Origin of the sequence: Janthinobacterium sp. PAMC25594 (assembly GCF_019443505.1) — a bacterium.
Lineage (GTDB): Bacteria > Pseudomonadota > Gammaproteobacteria > Burkholderiales > Burkholderiaceae_D > Janthinobacterium.
On record NZ_CP080377.1, the window covers coordinates 3,553,409 to 3,572,266 of the forward strand.

An 18,858-nucleotide genomic window follows, 5' to 3' on the forward strand; every position below is an offset into this window, starting at 1 on the left:
CCGGAACTTCTATTACTTAGCTTTCGAGCTTACGATCGCTTCAGTCACATGCTTAGGTGCTTCAGCATAGTGCTTGAATTCCATCGTGTAAGTCGCACGACCTTGGGTCGACGAACGCAACGATGTGGCGTAACCGAACATTTCCGACAGAGGCACTTCGGCCTTGATGATCTTGCCGCCACCACCAGCAATTTCATCCATGCCTTGTACCATACCGCGACGCGACGACAGATCGCCCATCACGGTACCGGCGTAGTCTTCCGGTGTTTCCACTTCCACGGCCATCATCGGCTCCAGGATGACTGGCGATGCTTTGCGGCAGCCATCTTTGAATGCCATCGAAGCGGCCATGCGGAATGCATTTTCGTTCGAGTCAACATCATGGTACGAACCGAAGAACAGCGTGACTTTCACGTCAACGACTGGGTAACCAGCCATCACGCCCGAAGTCAGCGTGTCGCGCACACCTTTTTCAACTGCAGGGATGTATTCGCGAGGAACGGTACCGCCCTTGATCGCGTCAACGAATTCGAAACCCTTGCCCGGTTCTTGCGGTTCGATCTTCAGAACCACGTGACCGTATTGACCACGACCACCCGATTGCTTGACGAATTTGCCTTCCGACTCTTCGCACACTTTACGGATCGTTTCGCGGTAAGCCACTTGTGGCTTGCCGACGGTCGCTTCAACGTTGAATTCGCGCTTCATGCGGTCAACGATGATGTCCAGATGCAACTCGCCCATACCGGCGATGATGGTCTGGCCCGATTCTTCATCGGTACGCACGCGGAACGATGGATCTTCTGCCGCCAGGCGGTTCAGCGCCAGGCCCATTTTTTCCTGGTCGGCCTTGGTTTTTGGCTCGACTGCCTGCGAAATCACCGGCTCAGGGAAGACCATGCGCTCCAGAACGACGCTTGCCTTCTCGTCGCAAAGCGTATCGCCCGTGGTGGTGTCTTTCAGACCCACGACGGCGGCGATGTCGCCAGCGCGCATTTCCTTGATTTCTTCGCGCTCATTGGCTTGCATCTGCACGATACGGCCAATACGCTCACGCTTCTGCTTCACGGAGTTCAGGACCGAATCGCCCGAATTCAACGTGCCCGAATAGCAGCGGATGAAGCACAACTGACCGACGAACGGATCGGTTGCGATCTTGAACGCCAATGCCGAGAATTTCTCATTGTCGTCGGCTGCGCGCTCGACTGGCTGCTCGTCCTCGTCCAGACCTGGGACAGGTGGAATGTCGATTGGCGATGGCAGGTACTCGATGACCGCGTCCAACATGGCTTGCACGCCCTTGTTTTTAAAGGCGGTACCGCACAGCATTGGAACGATTTCGCTGGCGATGGTACGCTGACGCAAAGCAGCCTTGATCTCGGCTTCCGTCAGGTCGCCTTCTTCCAGGTACTTGTTCATCAGTTCTTCGGACGCTTCAGCAGCGGCCTCAACCATGTTTTCGCGCCACTTGGCAGCTTCAGCAGCCAGGTTGGCAGGAATTTCGCCGTATTCAAACTTCATGCCTTGCGAAGCGTCATCCCAGATGACCGCTTTCATCTTGACCAGATCGATAACACCGGTAAAGAGGTCTTCAGCGCCGATAGGCATCTGGATAGGCACTGGGTTGGCCTTCAGGCGCGAACGCATCTGATCGTAGACCTTGAAGAAGTTGGCGCCGGTACGGTCCATCTTGTTCACGAAGGCCAGACGTGGCACTTTGTACTTGTTAGCCTGACGCCAAACCGTTTCCGATTGTGGCTGCACGCCGCCGACTGCACAGTAAACCATGCAGGCGCCATCCAACACGCGCATCGAACGTTCTACTTCAATGGTGAAGTCAACGTGGCCTGGGGTGTCGATGATGTTGATGTGATGCGGAGGGAAGTTGTTTGCCATGCCCTTCCAGAAGCACGTAACAGCAGCCGAGGTAATCGTGATGCCGCGCTCTTGCTCTTGCGCCATCCAGTCGGTGGTAGCAGCGCCATCATGGACTTCGCCCAGCTTGTGGTTCACGCCCGTGTAGAACAGAACGCGCTCGGTGGTGGTCGTCTTACCTGCATCGATGTGAGCGGAGATACCGATATTGCGGTAGCGCTCAATGGGGGTCTTGCGGGCCATAATTAATCCTAAATGAATGGACAAAACCGAGCAGCATTTTTTTGCAAAAATGAGCCCGGCCTCGAACAACAGATGCTTGACAGCCGCCTTGCGGTAGCTGGCTTTATATTAGAAGCGGAAATGCGAGAACGCTTTGTTCGCTTCAGCCATACGATGGACTTCGTCGCGTTTTTTCATCGCGCCGCCACGGCTTTCAGCCGCTTCCATCAGCTCACCGCCGAGGCGTTGTGGCATCGATTTTTCGCTGCGCTTGTTAGCAGCTTCACGCAACCAACGCATGGACAGAGCCATACGACGGACTGGGCGAACTTCGACCGGCACCTGGTAGTTTGCACCACCGACGCGACGGGATTTCACCTCAACCAGCGGCTTGGCGTTGTTGATTGCGGTAGCAAAAACTTCGAGCGGATCTTTGCCCGATTTTGCTGCGATGTGCTCGAAAGCACCGTAGATGATGTTTTCTGCAACCGATTTCTTACCGGACAGCATCAGCACGTTTACAAATTTAGCGACATCAGTGTTGCCGAATTTTGGATCTGGCAAAATTTCGCGCTTGGGTACTTCACGACGACGTGGCATATCAATTCCTTTCAATCTTCAGTTGAGCGCGCGTTCTTCGCACACTCGCGGACGACCATCATAGTCTTCCACTTACTCGACCAGATGCGGTCGACTACATTCACTTAGCTAGTTGCCACTGAGCGAAACTTGGGTTTGCTGCGTACAACTTATTACTTCTTGCCAGCTTTAGCGCGCTTGGTACCGTACTTCGAACGCGATTGCTTACGGTCTTTGACGCCTTGGGTATCCAGAGCACCGCGAACCATGTGGTAACGCACACCCGGCAAATCCTTGACGCGACCGCCGCGCAACAGCACAACACTATGCTCTTGCAGGTTATGGCCTTCACCGCCAATGTACGAAATGACTTCGAAACCATTGGTCAGGCGAACTTTAGCGACTTTACGCAGAGCCGAGTTAGGCTTCTTTGGAGTCGTGGTGTAAACACGTGTGCAAACGCCACGTTTTTGCGGGCTGTTTTCCAGCGCCGGCGATTTGCTCTTCACGGTCAAAGCGACGCGTGGATTGCGAATCAATTGATTGATGGTTGGCATCGTTATAAATCCAACAAAAAACTACGATTAATAACCCGGACAAGATGCCCGGCGACTAAAACCTCGTCCCGCTTCCATCAACTGCGCACCGGAGGCGCCCGCAGCCACTCGATAAGGAGCGGCCATGAAATGCCAGGTAATGCGTAAACGATGAGCAGAATAAAATCGAGAACTCGCTAGTTTAGACCTTGTGTTACAGGGGGTCAATCAGTTTACCGCTTTTTGCTATAAAAAAAGGCAAAAAAGAGGCACTTTTGTGGCATTTTGACTAATCTTTGGCTGCGGCGCGCAGACGCCCGCACCTCGCGGTGCTTGATGATTTGACACTCTTTCTCTACGGCCAAGCATCGGACGCGCGCATTCTTGTACGACCGCAAGACAACAAAAGGATTGATAATAGCGGACATTTTTCGCTGCCCTCCCGCCCACCCTTATGCGCTCCTTGCTTCGCCCTGCCAATCTGTTCCTGCTCCTGACGTATGCCTTGCTGACGGCCGTGCCCTTCGTCCCCGCGCTGCTGGGGCGTGCGCTCGAGCATCCCTGGCAGATGCTCACCTTCGAGCTGCTGGCCTGGCTGGCTGTCTGGAGCGTATTCAAGCGTCCCGCGTACTTCCACTGGCTGCTGGTGCCCGCCTTCCTGGCCCTGCCGACGGAAATCTACCTGTTCATCTTCTACGGCCAGGGCATTTCCACGCACCACCTGGGCATCATCTTCGAAACCAGCCCCAAGGAAGCGATGGAATTCCTCGGACAAAAAGTGTGGCTGATGGGCGCCGTCATGCTGGGCGTGATCGCCTGGTGCCTGCTCGGCTGGTTTGCGGCCACGCGCACGCGCGACCTGGACTGGCGCGGCAAGACGCGCCCGGCCGCCTTCGTGCTGCTGATCCTGCTGGGCGGCTTCTGGTGGTATGGCTACGAATTCGGTTTCGAGGCCAAGGTTCTGCATAGCGCGCCCGCGTCCGCCAAGGCCGGCGGGCCGGCGGCCAGCGGCAAGGCGGGCGCCTCCGGCTTCGGCGACGCCAGCTCGACCGAAGACGAAACGGCCGAAGAAGACGAGGAAAGCAGCAAGCCGGAGAACGCCAGCATCGCCGGCGCCGACGAAACGGGCCTGGGCTGGCCCAGCCTGCCCCACTGGGCGCGCCTGCCCTACGCCTTCGACACCGTCAGCAATTCCTGGCCATTCGGCCTGGCCGCGCGCGGCTTCGATTTCTACAAGGAACGCAAGTACCTGGCCGAACTGGGACAGAAAAGCAGCAGCTTCCGTTTCGGCGCGCACCAGCAACAGCCCGATGCCCATCCGGAAGTGGTGGTCATGGTGATCGGCGAATCGTCGCGCTACGACCGCTGGAGTTTGAACGGCTACGAACGCGACACCAATCCCCTGCTGAAACAGGAAAGCAACCTGGTGCCGCTGGCCGATGTCATCACGGCCGTTTCCGCCACGCGCCTGTCCGTGCCCGTCATCATCTCGCGCAAGCCGGCCACGCAAAGCCTCAAGGATGGCTTCTCGGAAAAATCCTTCCTCACCGCCTACAAGGAAGCGGGCTTCAAGACTTACTGGCTGTCGAACCAGATCTCGTTCGGCCAGTTCGACACGCCCGTGTCCGTGTTTGCCAAGGAAGCGGACGTGGTGCAATTCCTGAACCTGGGCGGCTTTACCAACAGTTCGAACTTCGACCAGATCCTGTTCGACCCGTTCAAGAATGCGCTGGCCGACCCGGCGCCGAAAAAACTCATCGTGCTGCACACACTGGGCAGCCACTGGAACTACAGCCAGCGCTATCCGAAGTCCTTCGACAAGTGGCAGCCGTCGCTGTTTGGCGTCGACAAGCCCGTCTACACGGACACGGCCATCAAGCCGCAGCTGAACAACAGCTACGACAGCTCCATCCTGTACACGGACTGGTTCCTGTCGAACGTGATCGGCATGCTGAAGGACGATGGCCAGCGCACCGCCCTGCGCAGCTCGCTCGTCTACGTGGCCGATCATGGCCAGACCCTGTACGACGGCACCTGCCGCCTGGCCTTCCATGGCCACAACACGCAATTCGAATTCCACGTGCCCGCCTTCGTCTGGTATTCGCCGCAATTCCAGCAGCACTATCCGGACAAGGTGACGCAGCTGCGGCGCCATCAGAAGGCGCGCCTGTCGACGGAAAACATGTTCCACACGCTGCTCGACCTGGGCGACATCCGCTTTGCCGGCGAACAGCCCGAATGGAGCATCGCCAGCCCCCGCTTCAAGCAGCACAAGCGCTACGTCGACAGCTACGGCTGGACCAATTACGACAACGCCATCATCCGTGGCGATTGCCGCGAAGTGATCGACAAGAGCACGCCGGAAAAGCAGGACAAGTAAGGGCGGCCATCACCCCCGTTCCAGCACGCCGCCGCAATCGGCCGGTTGCGCCATGTGCGTGCTGAGCCAGTCGAAGACGCGCCCGGCCTTGTCAGCGATGCCGGCGTCAAAACCACGCTGCGCCAGCAGGGCGATGCCGTTGGTGGCCTGCAGCACGCCGGGCGCCAGCCGCAGCGCGCCCCCGTCATCGCGGCGCACGCACCACGGCGCCAGGCAGTCTTCCAGCAGCGGCCCCAGCACCAGGTTGTGCGACGAGACGATCACCAGGTGGCGCGCGGCCAGGGAGTGCAGCACGGCGGCCGCGGCCGCCACCGATTCGAGGTGGTTGGTGCCGCGAAAAATCTCGTCGATCAGGAACAGCGCTGGCGCCCCCGCTTCGGCCAGCGCCAGCAACTCGCGCGCGCGCCGCAATTCGGCGATATAGAGACTTTCGCCGCCATCGAGCGAGTCCTCGTTCTGCATGCTCGAATACACGGCCAGGCGCGGCACATCGGCGCTGTGGGCATGACAAAAGCCAAAGGCCCGCGCGCAGACCAGGTTCAAGCCTATGCAACGCAGCAGGGTACTCTTGCCGATACCGTTCTGGCCGGAGATGAAGCCTCCCTTGCCCTTCACGGAGAACGACAGGGGCGCGGCGTCCTCCAGCAAGGGATGCAGCATGCCCTGCAAGGCCAGCGCGCGCGGCGCTGCGGCGCCCGCCCAGCAAAATACGGGCGCCGCACGCAGGTGCCGCGCCAGCGCCAGGTCCGCCTCCAGCCGGGCCACCTGGACAAAGCTATCGCGCAGGAAGGGCAGCTGCTGCGCCACCAGCTGGCGCGTGCGGAAATAGCGCTTGACGTTTTTCAGCAAGAGCCAGTCGCCATATTCAACCAGTACCGTATCGATGAAAGGCACGTAATGCAGCAGCGAGCGCTCGATGGCGCGCGTCAGCTTTGCCGTCTGCGCGCCGCCGGCAGCCAATGGCACGGCCGCCGGTACATCGAGCCGTGCCAGCGCGGCACGGGTTTGCAGCAGATGGCGCAGAGTATCGAGCGTGCGTTCCCATACCTTGGCGCTTTCGTAAAAACGCACCTGTATGCTCATTAGCGCGACACAGGCGGCCAGCACGCCAAACAGCGCAGGCCAACCCACCAGCCAGGTGGCGGCGATGGATAGCAACAAGGCCAGCGGCACCAGCCATAGCCAGGCGCGCCACCATGGCGCCGGCGCCAGCGCCGCACCGAACAGGGTCTCGCTCACTTCCGTATCGGCCCGGCGCAAGGGCAGGCAGGCGCGCTGCACGCTGGCCGCCTGGGCCGGTTCCTCCAGCAATCGCCGGACGCGCGCGATGGAGGCAGGATCGGCATGACCACCGCTCAGGCGCCGGTGTAGCTCCTGCTGGCCAAAGATGCTGGTCTCGCGCGCCAGCTGCGCCGCATACTGATCCAGCAGCAGCTCGTCCCAGGTCTGGCCATCGAGCGCTGGCGCCTCGCCCGTCAGCAGCTGCAACATCGCCACGTCGCTGCGCGCGAAAGGATAATCAAGCGCCGGCGCGAAGGGGCTGACATGAAAAAATTGCTGGAGGAATGGATGCATGGCGCCGGTAGAGGAGTCAATGAAGGGAACGCTACAGCAGATGCAGACGATTGCCAATTTATCAAGCGCCGCCTGCGCGAACGGACATGCTGGACAGCGCGGACACGGCGGACAGCCGGACACCAAAAAAAATCTCCATTCAAATCAACGACTTAATAACTGGCACGGATCGTGCATTGGGAAAGGCATTCTCCACGAGACCCGACCATGATCCGCGATACCTCTTCCCAAGACGCCGTGTTGTCCGCCCCACCGGGCCAGCGCCACAAGCAACGTGCCCTGCTGCTGGCCGGCGTCGTCATCGTCATCGGCGCCGCCATCGCTGCCGTTGCCGGCTGGCGCAACAGCGAGCATTCCGTCAACAGCAGCCGCCTGCGCATCGCCGACGTCACGCGCGGCACCCTGATCCGCGACGCGGCCGTGAATGGCCGGGTGGTGGCCGCCATCAGTCCCACCCTGTATTCGACAACGGTAGCGACCGTGACATTGAAGGCCAAGGCCGGTGACACGGTAAAAAAAGGCGACATCCTGGCCGTGTTGGAATCGCCGGACCTCTCCGACGCGCTGAAACGGGAGCAGTCGAGCGTGCAGCAACTGGAAGCGGAAGTGGCGCGCCAGCAGATCCTGGCCAAGAAACAGAAACTGCTGGCGCGCCGTGAAGCCGATACGGCCGAAATCGAACGCCTGTCCGCACAGCGTACCCTGGAACGCTACGAAAGCGTGGCGCAAGTGGGCATCATCGCCAAGATCGATTACCAGAAGGCCAAGGATGCCTTGAATTCTGCCGACATCCGCAGCAAGCACGCTTCGCAGGCAGCAGGCCTGGAAAGCGAGGACGTGACCCTGGCCTTGAAAACCAAGGCGAATGAGCTGGAACGCCAGCGCCTGAGCCGTGACAACGCCCAGCGCCGCGTCGACGAACTGACCGTGCGCGCACCGGTGAATGGCTTCATCGGCACCCTGTCGGTGGCCAACCGCAGCGTGGTGCAAGCCAATACGGCGCTGATGACCCTGGTCGACCTGTCGCAGCTGGAAGTCGAGCTGGAAGTGCCGGAAACCTATGTGGCCGATATCGGCCTGGGCATGCGCGCGGAAATCGAAACGGGTGCCATCAAGGCGACAGGGAAACTGTCGGCGCTGTCGCCGGAAGTAGTGAAAAACCAGGTGCTGGCACGCGTGCGCTTCAATGGTGAACAACCGGCAGGGCTACGACAAAACCAGCGCATCACGGCGCGCCTGCTGATCGACGAAAAGCCGAATGTGCTGATGCTGGCGCGCGGCCCCTTCGTCGAGGCAGAAGGCGGCCGTTTCGCCTATGTGGTGCGCGACGGCGTGGCCATCCGCACCCCCATCAAGATGGGCGCTACCAGTGTCTCGGCCGTGGAAATTCTCGATGGCCTGAAGCTGGGCGACAAGGTCGTCGTCGCCGGCACGGAATCGTTTGAAAACGCTGCCCGCATCTCCATCAATCAATAAGCTGCATCCCATCCTAGAAAGAGGCACGCCATGCTGCGCATGCAAAATCTGAACAAAGTCTATCGCACCCACATGATCGAAACGCACGCGCTGCGCGGCTTCGACATCCACGTCAAGCAAGGTGAATTCGTCACCGTCACAGGCCCTTCCGGCTCCGGCAAGACGAGCTTTCTGAACATCGCTGGTCTGCTGGAAGAATTCACCGACGGCGAATACATCCTCGACGGCGTTAACGTGAAGGGCATGAACGACAATGCCCGCTCGCGCCTGCGCAACGAAAAACTGGGCTTCATCTTCCAGGGCTTCAACCTGATTCCCGACCTGTCGCTGTTCGACAATGTCGACGTGCCGCTGCGCTATCGTGGCTTCAACAGTGCCGAGCGGCGCGAACGCATCGAGGATGCCTTGGCCAAGGTGGGCCTGGCGTCGCGCATGAAACACTATCCGGCCGAACTGTCGGGCGGCCAGCAGCAGCGCGTGGCGATCGCGCGCGCGCTGGCCGGCTCGCCCAAACTGTTGCTGGCCGATGAACCGACCGGCAACCTGGACACGCAGATGGCGCGCGGCGTGATGGAACTGCTGGAAGACATCAACGCGCAAGGCACCACCATCCTGATGGTCACGCACGATCCCGAACTGGCGCTGCGCAGCCAGCGCAATGTGCACATCATCGACGGCCAGGTGTCGGACCTGGCGCACAAGGGGCCATCGCTGGCCAGCCGCCAGGCCAAGGCCGGCAGCAACGCCGCCACTGTCTGAGGATCGCCCATGTTCCAGTACTACTTTCTGCTCGGCCTGCGCAGCCTGCGCCGCAACCCAGCCCTGACGGCACTGATGGTGCTGACCCTGGCCATCGGCGTGGCCGCCAGCATCTCTACCCTGACCATCCTGCATGTCATGTCGGGCAATCCCCTGCCGCACAAGAATGGCCGCATGTTCGTGCCGCTGGTCGACAATGGCTCCCTCTCCGGCTATACGCCGGGAAATGCATCGGGCGACAAGCAGCTCAGCTACCGCGACGCCGTCAATTTCCAGAACAGCAAAATGGGTGAGCGGCGCAGCGTCATGTTCGGCGTGGGCGGTGCCATCGAGCCGCAGCGCAAGGACATCGGCGCCTTCACGTCGCAAGGTCTGGCCGCCTACCGCGATTTCTTTCCCATGTTCGAGACGCCCTTTCTGCATGGCCAGCCATGGAGCGAGGCCGACGATGCCGCCGGTGCCGACGTCATCGTCCTGTCGCGCAAGCTGGCGGAAAAGCTGTACGGCGACAGCAATCCTGTGGGCCAGCGCATGACGCTCATGGGCTTCCAATACCAGATCACGGGCGTGCTCGACAAATGGGAGCCGGTGCCGCGCATCCATCGCATCATCGGCAGCGGCGCCTTCGGCAGCGAGGACAGTTACTTCATCCCGTTTACCAGTGCGATCCGCCACCAGACCAGCCATAACGGCAGCATGAACTGCAGCGGCAACCGGGAGCCGGGCTACCAGGGCACGCTCGATTCGGAATGCACGTGGATGCAGTTCTGGTTCGAGATGGCCAACGACGGCCAGCGCGGCGAACTGCAAAATTACCTCGACAGCTATGCGCAGGAGCAGCGCAAGCTGGGCCGCCTGAAACGCGCTGCGCCCAACCGCTTGTTCAGCATCGATGAATGGCTGGTGCACCTGCGCGTGGTGGGTAATGACAACAAGCTGTCGGCCTGGCTGGCCTTCGGTTTTCTGGCCCTGTGCCTGGTCAACACCATCGGCCTGCTGCTGGCCAAGTTCTCGGTACGCGCCGCCGAGGTGGGCATCCGCCGCGCACTGGGTGCCTCGCGCAGCGATATCTTCCGCCAGTTCCTCGTCGAGACCACCGTCATCGGCCTGGCCGGCGGCATGTTGGGACTGTTGCTGTCCTTCGGTGCGCTGGCACTGATCGGCATGCAGTCGAAGCAGCTGACCGTCGCCGCGCACATGGACTGGGTGATGCTGGCCATGACCTTCGTCATCTCGGTGGCCGCGGCGATCCTGGCGGGCCTGCTGCCGACCTGGCGCGCCTGCCAGGTGACGCCGGCCATCCAGCTCAAATCCCAATGACAGAATCGACCGCACACGAATAGGAACACCATGGAAATTCGACCCATCCTGTCTGCGCTGATGCGCAGCAAAACCGGCGCCATCCTGGTCGCCGTGCAAGTAGCCCTGAGCCTGGCCATCCTGGCCAATGCCCTGCATATCGTCAACGTGCGCCAGGAAGTGGCGGCGCGACCCAGCGGCGTGGCGGCGGAGGGCGACGTCTTCCACCTGCTGGCGCGCAACCTGCGCCCGCTGGGTCACAACGAAGAACTCGCGCTGCAAAAGCGCCTGGCCGCGGCCGCGCGCGCCGTGCCGGGCGTCGTCTCGGTAGCGCAGGTGAGCCAGGTGCCGTTGTCGCGCAGCGGCAGCAACAGCGGCTTCGCCGCCAGCCGCAAGCAGGAAAATAGTTCCGCCATTGCCGCCGTGTATATCACGCCCGATTCGCTGATCAAGACCTGGGGGCTGAAGCTGGTGGAAGGACGTGACTTCACGCCAGCCGAGATCGTCGAAATCGACCAGAACGTGACGGAAGAATTCCCCCCGCAAGTCATCGTCACGCGGGCAATGGCCGAGAAAATCCACCCTGGTGGCGGCAGTGCGCTGGGCATGCCCCTCTTCCTGGGCACCGGCGAAGGAGCGCAGCAATTGCAAGTCGTCGGCGTCGTCGAGCGGCTGCAGAGCCAGGGTGCGGAAGTGGGTGACAAGGGAGAGTATTCGGTGCTGTTTCCCGTACGCCTGACGGGAGACGGCGATACTCTGCTGACCATCCGTGCCGAAGCGGGCCAGCGCGACCGCGTGATGAAGGAAGCCGAGCAGGCCATCCGCGCAGCCACGCCGGACAAGCTGATCCTGCGCCTGCGCACGCTCGATGAAGACCGCGACACGCGCTACCGCGCCGACCACGCGATGTCGTGGATGCTGATCACGGTCTCTGCCCTGCTGCTGCTGGTGACGGCCAGCGGCATCGTCGGCATCGCCAGCCTGTGGGTGACGCAGCGCAGGAAGCAGATCGGCGTGCGGCGCGCACTGGGCGCGCGCCGCGTCGACATCCTGCGCTATTTTTTAACGGAGAATTTCATGATCACCAGCGTGGGCGTGGCTGCCGGCGTGCTGCTGGCCCTGGCGCTGAACCAGCTGCTGGTAAGCCAGCTGGAAATGGCGCGCCTGCCCCTGCCCTACCTGCTGGGTGGCGCGGCCGTCTTCTGGCTGCTGGGCCTGGGCGCCGTGTACGGCCCGGCATGGCGCGCGGCCAGTATTTCGCCGGCCACTGCCACCCGCAGTACCTGAGCCGGCACCTGAGTGATATGCTGCGCGCATGCCTACCGTACTGATTATTGACGACAATGCCGCCGTGTCCATCGCGCTCGACGTGCTGTTCTCCCTGCACGAGATCGACGCCGTGCGCGCCGCCTCGCCCGAGGAAGGCCTGCAGCTGCTCGAGCGCCACGCCATCGACCTGGTGGTGCAGGACATGAACTTCACGGCCGACACCACCTCGGGCGAGGAAGGCAGCGCGCTGTTCCACGCCATCCGCGCGCGCTACCCGGACCTGCCCGTGATCCTGCTGACGGCATGGACCCAGCTCGATGCGGCCGTCGACCTGATCAAGTCCGGCGCGGCCGACTACCTGGCCAAGCCATGGGATGACCGGCGCCTGATCGCCAGCGTGCAGAACCTGCTGGAACTGGGACAGGCCAACCGCGCGCTGCGCCAGCGCGTGGTGGCCGAGCGGCGCCAGCGCCACGCCCTGGAACACGACTTCGATTTGCGCGGCATGGTGTGGCAAGACCCGGCCACCGAAAGAGTGGTGCACCTGGCGTGCCAGGTGGCGCGCGCCGACGTGCCCGTGCTCATTTCAGGGCCGAACGGCAGCGGCAAGGAACGCATCGCCGCCATCGTGCAAGCCAATTCGCAAGTCGCCAGCGGTCCCTTCGTCGTGCTCAATTGCGGCGCCGTGCCGGTGGAGCTGATCGAGGCGGAACTGTTCGGCGCCGAGGCGGGTGCCTATACCGGCATCACGCGCGCGCGCGATGGCAAGTTCGACGCGGCCGACGGCGGCACCCTGTTCCTCGACGAGATCGGCAACCTGCCGCTGGCCGGACAAATGAAACTGCTGCGCGTGCTGGAAACGGGACGCTTCGAGCGCCTCGGCTCGAACCGCGAGCGGCAAGTGAAAGTGCGTGTCATCAGCGCCAGCAACGCCGACCTGCCGGCGATGATCAAGGCCGGCACGTTTCGCGAAGACCTGTTCTACCGCTTGAACGTGATCGAACTGCGCCTGCCGCCGCTGGCCCAGCGCCCGCTGGACATCCTGGTACTGGCGCGGCATTTCCTGGGCAGCGAAAAAACCCTGGACGCGCAGGCGCAGGCGACCCTGCTGGCGCACGGCTGGCCGGGCAACGTGCGCGAGCTGAAAAACGTGATGCAGCGCGCCAGCCTGCTGACGGCCGGCCCGGTGATCGGCGCGCTGGAAACGGGCTTGCCGCTGGCGGCTGCGCCATCGCTGCGCGTGCCGCAGGATGGCGCAGCGGCGGAGCCGGACCGCGACAGCGTCGTTGCCGCCCTGGCGCGCGCGCACGGCGTGGTGGCGCAGGCTGCGCAGGAACTGGGCCTGTCGCGCCAGGCGCTGTACCGGCGCATGGAGCGCCTGGGTATCGCGCGCGGCTGATGGCCTACCGTCCCATGCGCCTCTCCCTGCTGACGCGCTGGACGGCGCTGATCGTCACCTTGCTGGTGCTGGGCATCGTCATCGCTCTGCTGCTCGCGCATTTTTTGCCAGGCCAGCCGCTGCTGGTACTGGCGGGCACCCTGCTGTGCGTGCTGCCGGTGGCCGTCATTACCATCCGCGCGCAGCTGCAATCGATGCTGTCGCTGTTTCGCGCCTTGAGCGGCACGGTCGCCAGCTACCAGGACGGCGACTTCGGCTTCAGCTTGCGCTGGCCGCAGAACGATGAACTGGCCGACCTGGTGGCGGCCCACAATGCGCTCGGCGACGTGCTGCGCAAGCAGCGCCTGGACCTGGTGCAGCGCGAACTGCTGCTCGACACCATGGTGCAAAACACGCCGGTGGCCATGCTGCTGGTGGCCGAGGGCAGCGCCATCGTCTACGCCAACCTGGCCGCGCGCCAGTTGCTGCACCACGGCCGCCGGCTCGAAGGACGCCACCTGGCCGACATCGTGCGCGAGGCGGCGCCGGCCCTGGCCGAGGCGCTGGCGCGCCGCAACGACGGCTTGTTTACCAGCGGCGAAGGGGAACAGGAAGAGGTGTATCACCTGGCGCGGCGCAGCTTCAGCCTGAACGGGCGCAAGCATGAACTGCTGCTGCTGCGCCAACTGACCCTGGAACTGCGGCGCCAGGAAGTGCAGACCTGGAAAAAGGTGATCCGCGTCATCAGCCATGAGCTCAACAACTCGCTGGCGCCACTGGCCTCGCTGGCCCATTCCGGCGCCGAGCTGGTACGCCGCGGCCAGACGGAGCGCCTGCCGCAAATCCTCGCCACCATCGAAGAGCGCACGCGCCACCTGGAAACCTTCATCCTCGGCTATGCGCGCTTTGCCAAGCTGCCCGCGCCGCGCCTGGCGCCATGCGAGTGGCAACCCTTCCTCGACAGCCTGGCTTCGCAAGCGGCCTTCACGCTCGACGGCCCGCCGCCCGCGCAGGCCGCCGTGTTCGATGCGGCGCAAATGCAGCAGGCACTGCTGAACCTGCTCAAGAATGCGCTGGAGTCCGGCTCCAAGCTCCAGCATATCGGCCTGCACGTCAGCCAGGCGCAAGGCCAGCTGCGCATCGAAGTGCGCGACCGGGGGCCGGGCATGAGCGGCGCCGTGCTGGAAAACGCGCTGGTGCCGTTTTATTCCACCAAACGCAGCGGAACGGGACTGGGCCTGGCCCTGACGCGCGAAATCGCCGAAGCGCATGGCGGACGCATCACCCTGGCCAACCGCGAAGGCGGTGGACTGGCGGTGACATTGATTCTTCCCTGCTGAACCTGATCCCGGTTGCCGAACCGAAAAACGTATGCCATGCTGCTGGCCGGCCTGGGCCTGCTGGGCTTCCTGGCGCGGCGCCGCAAGCAATCTTGCGCTCCCCTCCCAAAGGACGCTGCGGCGTCTTTTTTCATGTGGCTGCTACACTGACGCCATGACGACCGACTTTATCTCCACCAGCCATACCGCTTTCAGCCACCCGGGCCACCCGCCCGCCACCACCACCGAACACCGCGGCATCCGCTACCTGCACCTGGGTACCAAGTGGGTGCAGGGCGCCATGCGCCTGGACAAACCCGATGCCATCGAGCTCGAATACGTGCAGATGATGATGATGTGGATGCTGTTCAAGACGCAGCCAAAACGCATCGTGCAGCTGGGACTGGGCAGCGCCGCGCTGACCAAATTCAGCTACCGCCGCTTCCCCGACGCCACGGTCACGGCCATCGAACTCAATCCGAACGTGATCGCCATCTGCGGCGCCCAGTTTGCGCTGCCGCCGAACGACGCGCGTCTCGACGTGCGTGAAATGAATGCACTCGATTTCGTGCTCGACCCGGCCAACCATGGCACGGTCGACGCGCTGCAAGTGGACCTGTACGACGAAGAGGCGCGCGGCCCCGTGCTCGACACGCCCGAGTTCTACCAGGCCTGCTTCGACTGCCTGACGGACGACGGCATCATGTGCACGAATGTCTTCGGCGACTTCCCCAACTACGACAAGAACTTGCAGGCGATGGAACTGGTCTTCGACGCCGTCGTCTGGGTGCCGGAAACGGAAGATGAAAACATCGTCGTGCTGGCCTTCAAAAAATCGCCATCGCTCGATTTCAGCGACTTGTACGAACGCGCCGCCACCATCAAGAAGCAATTCAACCTGCCTGCCAAGAACTGGGTCAACGGCTTGAAGCAGTGGATGCAGGACCAGCAGTAAGGCAGTAGCGCCGCCTCACACCGGCAGCAGCGCGCCCAGGCGGCGCGCCAGGCCGTCCATGTTTTCGGCCGGCACCTGCGCATAACCGAGCAGGAAACCGTTCCAGCCCGCACCTTCCCCCATCCTGTCGCCGGTGCCATGCGCGGACAACGCCAGCGCCACGATGCCGTCCTGCGCGGCGCGGCGGCTCAACGCCAGGTCATCCCATTGCACGTCTTGAAAACGCAGCGCCAGGTGCATGCCGGCCGTGCCGCCATGGATGACCGCGCCCGCACACGCATGGCGCTGCAATGCCTCGCTCAAGGCGTCGCGTCGCTGGCAATACAGGCGGCGCATGCGACGCACATGGCGCGCAAACAGGCCGCTGCGCAGGAACTCGGCCAGCGCCAGCTGTTCGGCCACGCGCCCCCTTGTGGCGCCCTGCGCCTGCATCTGCGCGAAGGCCCCGGCCAGCCCTGCCGGCACGACGATAAATGCCAGCCGCAAGGCCGGAAACATGGTCTTGCTGAACGTGCCCAGATACACGACGGGCGCATCGGCCACCAGTCCCTGCATGGCCGCCAGGGGCGGGCCGCCAGGGGCGGGCCGCCATGGCGAAATTCGCTGTCGTAATCGTCTTCGATGATCAGGGCGCCGGCGGCGCGGGCACGTTCGAGCAGCGCCATGCGGCGCGCGGGACTGAGCACGCTGCCAGTCGGATACTGGTGCGACGGCGTGGTGTAGATCAGGCGCGGCGGCGCCGCGTTCCAGTCGTCGTCCGTCGGCGCGATGCCATCCATGTCGACCGCGATGCCCGTCACCTGCAGGCCGGCGCCACGCCCCGCCGCCAGCGCGCCGCCATAGCCGGGGTGCTCGATCCACAACGTGTCGCCCTGGTCGGCAAAGGCGCGCAGGCACACATCGAGGCTGCTCTGCGTGCCGTCCGTGATGAACACCTGGCCCGCATCGCAGACGACGCCGCGCGCGGCGCGCAAATGGTCGGCGATGGCCATGCGCAGCTGCGGCTCACCGGCAGGGTCGCCGTAATTGAGCTGGCGCGGCGTCAGCGTGCGCCACGCGCGGTCCAGCATGCGCCGCCACTGCGCCAGCGGGAATTCGTCCAGCGCCGGCACGCCAGGCGCGAACGCCCCCATCGCGTCGGCGGGAAACACCACCGTCGCATTCCTGTCCTGTCCCGCTACGCCGCGCAAATGTTGTGCGCGGCGCGACAAGCCATCGTTGCTGCCGGCCGGTGGCGCCACCACCGGCTGGCCAACGTTGCCGGCGACCACGGTGCCGCGCCGGTCCGGCAAGACAAAACCTTCGCTGGCCAGCTGCTCGTAGGCGTACAGCACGGTATTGCGCGCCAGCCCCAGTTCGGCCGCCAGCACGCGCGTGGCGGCCAGCCGCGTACCTGGAGCCAGCTGGCCACCGCGGATCGCCGCGCGCAGGCATTCATGCAGCAGGCGCTGGCGCGGCCAGCCCCGCTCGCGGTGCGTGCGTTCGAAAGCGTTCAGCAGCAATGCATAATCCATGCGACTCCCGTTATGGCTCCAAATTATTTCTAACTTCTGGATCTTTTTTCAGGGCCAGATGCCGATTATAGTGCGGCCTGTTTCCTCAACCAACCGGATTCCCGCCATGACCGCTGTCGCCCTTCCTCCCAGCCCCCGTACCCGCGTGCGCCGCGTCGCCGAACTGGCCAGCTACGAGCAAGCCACCGTGTACGCCATCGTCGACGCCGCCTTCCTGTGCCATATCGCCTTCCGCGACGACAAGGGCAGCCATTGCATCCCGACCGCCTGCTGGCGCATCGATGGCCACCTGTACATCCATGGCTCGAACGGCAGCCGCATGCTCAAGCAACTCGTCAACGACACCGACGTGTGCGTGACCATCACCCATCTCGACGGCCTGGTGCTGGCGCGCTCGGCCTTCAATCACACCATGAACTACCGCTCGGCGATGGTCTACGGGCGGTTTGACAAGGTGAGCGACATCGGCCCGCAGCATGCGGCCATGGATGCGCTGATGGAAAAGCTGGCGCCGGGACGCCTGGCGCACGTGCGCGGCGGCAGCGCCAAGGAATACGCGGCCACCACCGTGCTGCGCATCGCGCTCGACGAATGCGCCGTCAAGCAGCGCAAGGGTGGCCCGCTCGACGACGCGGGCGACATGGCGCACGTCGTCTGGACGGGCGAACTGCCTTTTACGCACGGCCGTGGCGCGGCCATCGCCGATGCGCTCAATACCAGCGGCATGCCCGCGTATGCCGCCGCATGGAGTACGGAATCCGCTTGACCGGCCAGCGTGCTTGCCCGATGATCGGCGTTGATGGCGATCGCCACCAATCGACCCACTCATGAATGGAGCAGATGATGATGAAGCGAGTATCCCTGGCCGCGGCCCTGACGGTCATGCTGGCCTGCGGCGGCAGCGGCGCGGCGCTGGCGGCCGACAGCAGCGACGCGGCCTTGAAGGCGGCCATTGCCGGCAACGCCCGCACGCCTGCCAACGCGCTACGCGACAGCGCCCGCCACCCGTATGAAACGCTGACGTTCTTCGGCATCAAGCCGGGCATGACGGTGGTGGAGCTGGCGCCCGGCGGCGGCTGGTACACGGAAATCCTGGCGCCCTACCTGCGCGACAACGGCAAGCTGATCGCCGCCGGCAACGATCCTCAATCCGCCAGCGAAGGCGCACGCCGTGGCGCGGCGCGCTTCCAGCAAAAACTCGATGCCAATCCCGCCGCTTTCGGCAAGGTGGAAATCGGCGCCTTCGCGCCGCCCACCACCTACCGCATCGCGCCCAAGGGCACGGCCGACATGGTGCTCACCTTCCGTAATATCCACAACTGGATACCCATCGGCGAAGCAGGCATGCAGACCTTGTTCAAGGAAGTGTATGACAGCCTGAAACCGGGCGGCGTATTCGGCGTCGTCGAGCACCGCCTGCCGGCGGGCAAGGCACAAGATGCCACGGCCAGCAGCGGCTACATGCACGAAGCGTATGTGATCAAGCTGGCGGAAAACGCGGGCTTCAAGCTGGCGGCCAAGTCGGACATCAACGCCAATCCGAAAGACCATGCCGACCATCAGGGCGGCGTCTGGGCACTGCCGCCCACGTATGCCAACAAGGATGTGGATCGGGCCAAATACACGGCCATCGGCGAGAGCGACCGCATGACCTTGAAGTTCGTCAAGTAGGTCGGCTTAGCGCGGCAACGCCGCGCGTAATCCGACAACATCGTTGGCGCC

Annotated in this window: 15 protein-coding genes and 1 pseudogene; 11 read left to right on the forward strand and 5 right to left on the reverse strand. The window is 63.2% G+C overall.

Annotated features, from left to right (window positions below):
* Positions 1–12 precede the first annotated feature (12 nt).
* The 3 genes from fusA to rpsL form a co-directional block, all read right to left on the reverse strand.
* Entirely contained in the window at positions 13–2,118 is a 2,106-nt protein-coding gene (fusA, locus tag KY494_RS16015; protein WP_099760934.1) for an elongation factor G, read from the reverse strand.
* 108 nt (positions 2,119–2,226) lie between these two features.
* Complete coding sequence (gene rpsG, locus KY494_RS16020) at positions 2,227–2,697, reverse strand: 30S ribosomal protein S7 (protein WP_010394377.1); 471 nt, start codon at positions 2,695–2,697, stop codon at positions 2,227–2,229.
* 152 nt (positions 2,698–2,849) lie between these two features.
* Positions 2,850–3,233: a 30S ribosomal protein S12 gene (rpsL, locus tag KY494_RS16025; protein ID WP_010394376.1), complete on the reverse strand. Its 384-nt coding sequence runs from the start codon at positions 3,231–3,233 to the stop codon at positions 2,850–2,852.
* Between the two features lie 433 nt (positions 3,234–3,666).
* Here rpsL and KY494_RS16030 point away from each other — a divergent pair, with 433 nt between their 5' ends.
* Positions 3,667–5,592, forward strand: a complete 1,926-nt coding sequence (locus KY494_RS16030; protein WP_219887485.1) for a phosphoethanolamine transferase — start codon at positions 3,667–3,669, stop codon at positions 5,590–5,592.
* 9 nt (positions 5,593–5,601) lie between these two features.
* Here the strand turns inward: KY494_RS16030 and KY494_RS16035 are convergent, their stop codons facing one another.
* Positions 5,602–7,167, reverse strand: a complete 1,566-nt coding sequence (locus KY494_RS16035) for a DNA mismatch repair protein MutS (RefSeq protein WP_258194270.1) — start codon at positions 7,165–7,167, stop codon at positions 5,602–5,604.
* 207 nt (positions 7,168–7,374) lie between these two features.
* On the opposite strand from KY494_RS16035, the gene KY494_RS16040 reads away from it, so the two are divergent.
* The 8 genes from KY494_RS16040 to KY494_RS16070 are packed head-to-tail and all read left to right on the forward strand — an operon-like array spanning position 7,375 to position 15,622.
* Complete coding sequence (locus KY494_RS16040) at positions 7,375–8,643, forward strand: efflux RND transporter periplasmic adaptor subunit (protein WP_219887487.1); 1,269 nt, start codon at positions 7,375–7,377, stop codon at positions 8,641–8,643.
* A gap of 30 nt (positions 8,644–8,673) precedes the next feature.
* Complete coding sequence (locus KY494_RS16045) at positions 8,674–9,402, forward strand: ABC transporter ATP-binding protein (RefSeq protein ID WP_219887488.1); 729 nt, start codon at positions 8,674–8,676, stop codon at positions 9,400–9,402.
* 9 nt (positions 9,403–9,411) lie between these two features.
* Positions 9,412–10,722 (forward strand): ABC transporter permease, encoded by a 1,311-nt coding sequence (locus tag KY494_RS16050; RefSeq protein WP_219887489.1) that lies wholly within the window; start codon positions 9,412–9,414, stop codon positions 10,720–10,722.
* Between the two features lie 30 nt (positions 10,723–10,752).
* Positions 10,753–11,988 (forward strand): ABC transporter permease, encoded by a 1,236-nt coding sequence (locus KY494_RS16055; RefSeq protein ID WP_219137026.1) that lies wholly within the window; start codon positions 10,753–10,755, stop codon positions 11,986–11,988.
* Between the two features lie 28 nt (positions 11,989–12,016).
* Complete coding sequence (locus tag KY494_RS16060; RefSeq protein ID WP_219887490.1) at positions 12,017–13,369, forward strand: sigma-54 dependent transcriptional regulator; 1,353 nt, start codon at positions 12,017–12,019, stop codon at positions 13,367–13,369.
* 14 nt (positions 13,370–13,383) lie between these two features.
* Positions 13,384–14,688: a PAS domain-containing sensor histidine kinase gene (locus tag KY494_RS16065; RefSeq protein WP_258194271.1), complete on the forward strand. Its 1,305-nt coding sequence runs from the start codon at positions 13,384–13,386 to the stop codon at positions 14,686–14,688.
* Positions 14,689–14,724: 36 nt separating this feature from the next.
* Positions 14,725–14,838: a hypothetical protein gene (locus KY494_RS30170; protein WP_375143360.1), complete on the forward strand. Its 114-nt coding sequence runs from the start codon at positions 14,725–14,727 to the stop codon at positions 14,836–14,838.
* Between the two features lie 4 nt (positions 14,839–14,842).
* Positions 14,843–15,622 (forward strand): spermidine synthase, encoded by a 780-nt coding sequence (locus tag KY494_RS16070; protein WP_219887492.1) that lies wholly within the window; start codon positions 14,843–14,845, stop codon positions 15,620–15,622.
* 15 nt (positions 15,623–15,637) lie between these two features.
* Here KY494_RS16070 and KY494_RS16075 read toward each other — a convergent pair.
* A pseudogene (locus KY494_RS16075) lies at positions 15,638–17,136 on the reverse strand (PLP-dependent aminotransferase family protein).
* A 106-nt stretch (positions 17,137–17,242) separates the two neighbouring features.
* Here KY494_RS16075 and KY494_RS16080 point away from each other — a divergent pair.
* A complete protein-coding gene (locus KY494_RS16080; RefSeq protein WP_219887493.1) occupies positions 17,243–17,902 on the forward strand; it encodes a pyridoxamine 5'-phosphate oxidase family protein in 660 nt (219 codons plus the stop codon).
* 80 nt (positions 17,903–17,982) lie between these two features.
* The gene (locus tag KY494_RS16085; protein WP_219887494.1) at positions 17,983–18,807 is read left to right on the forward strand and encodes a class I SAM-dependent methyltransferase; all 825 of its coding nucleotides are present in this window, start codon (positions 17,983–17,985) and stop codon (positions 18,805–18,807) included.
* The last annotated feature ends 51 nt before the right edge of the window (positions 18,808–18,858 follow it).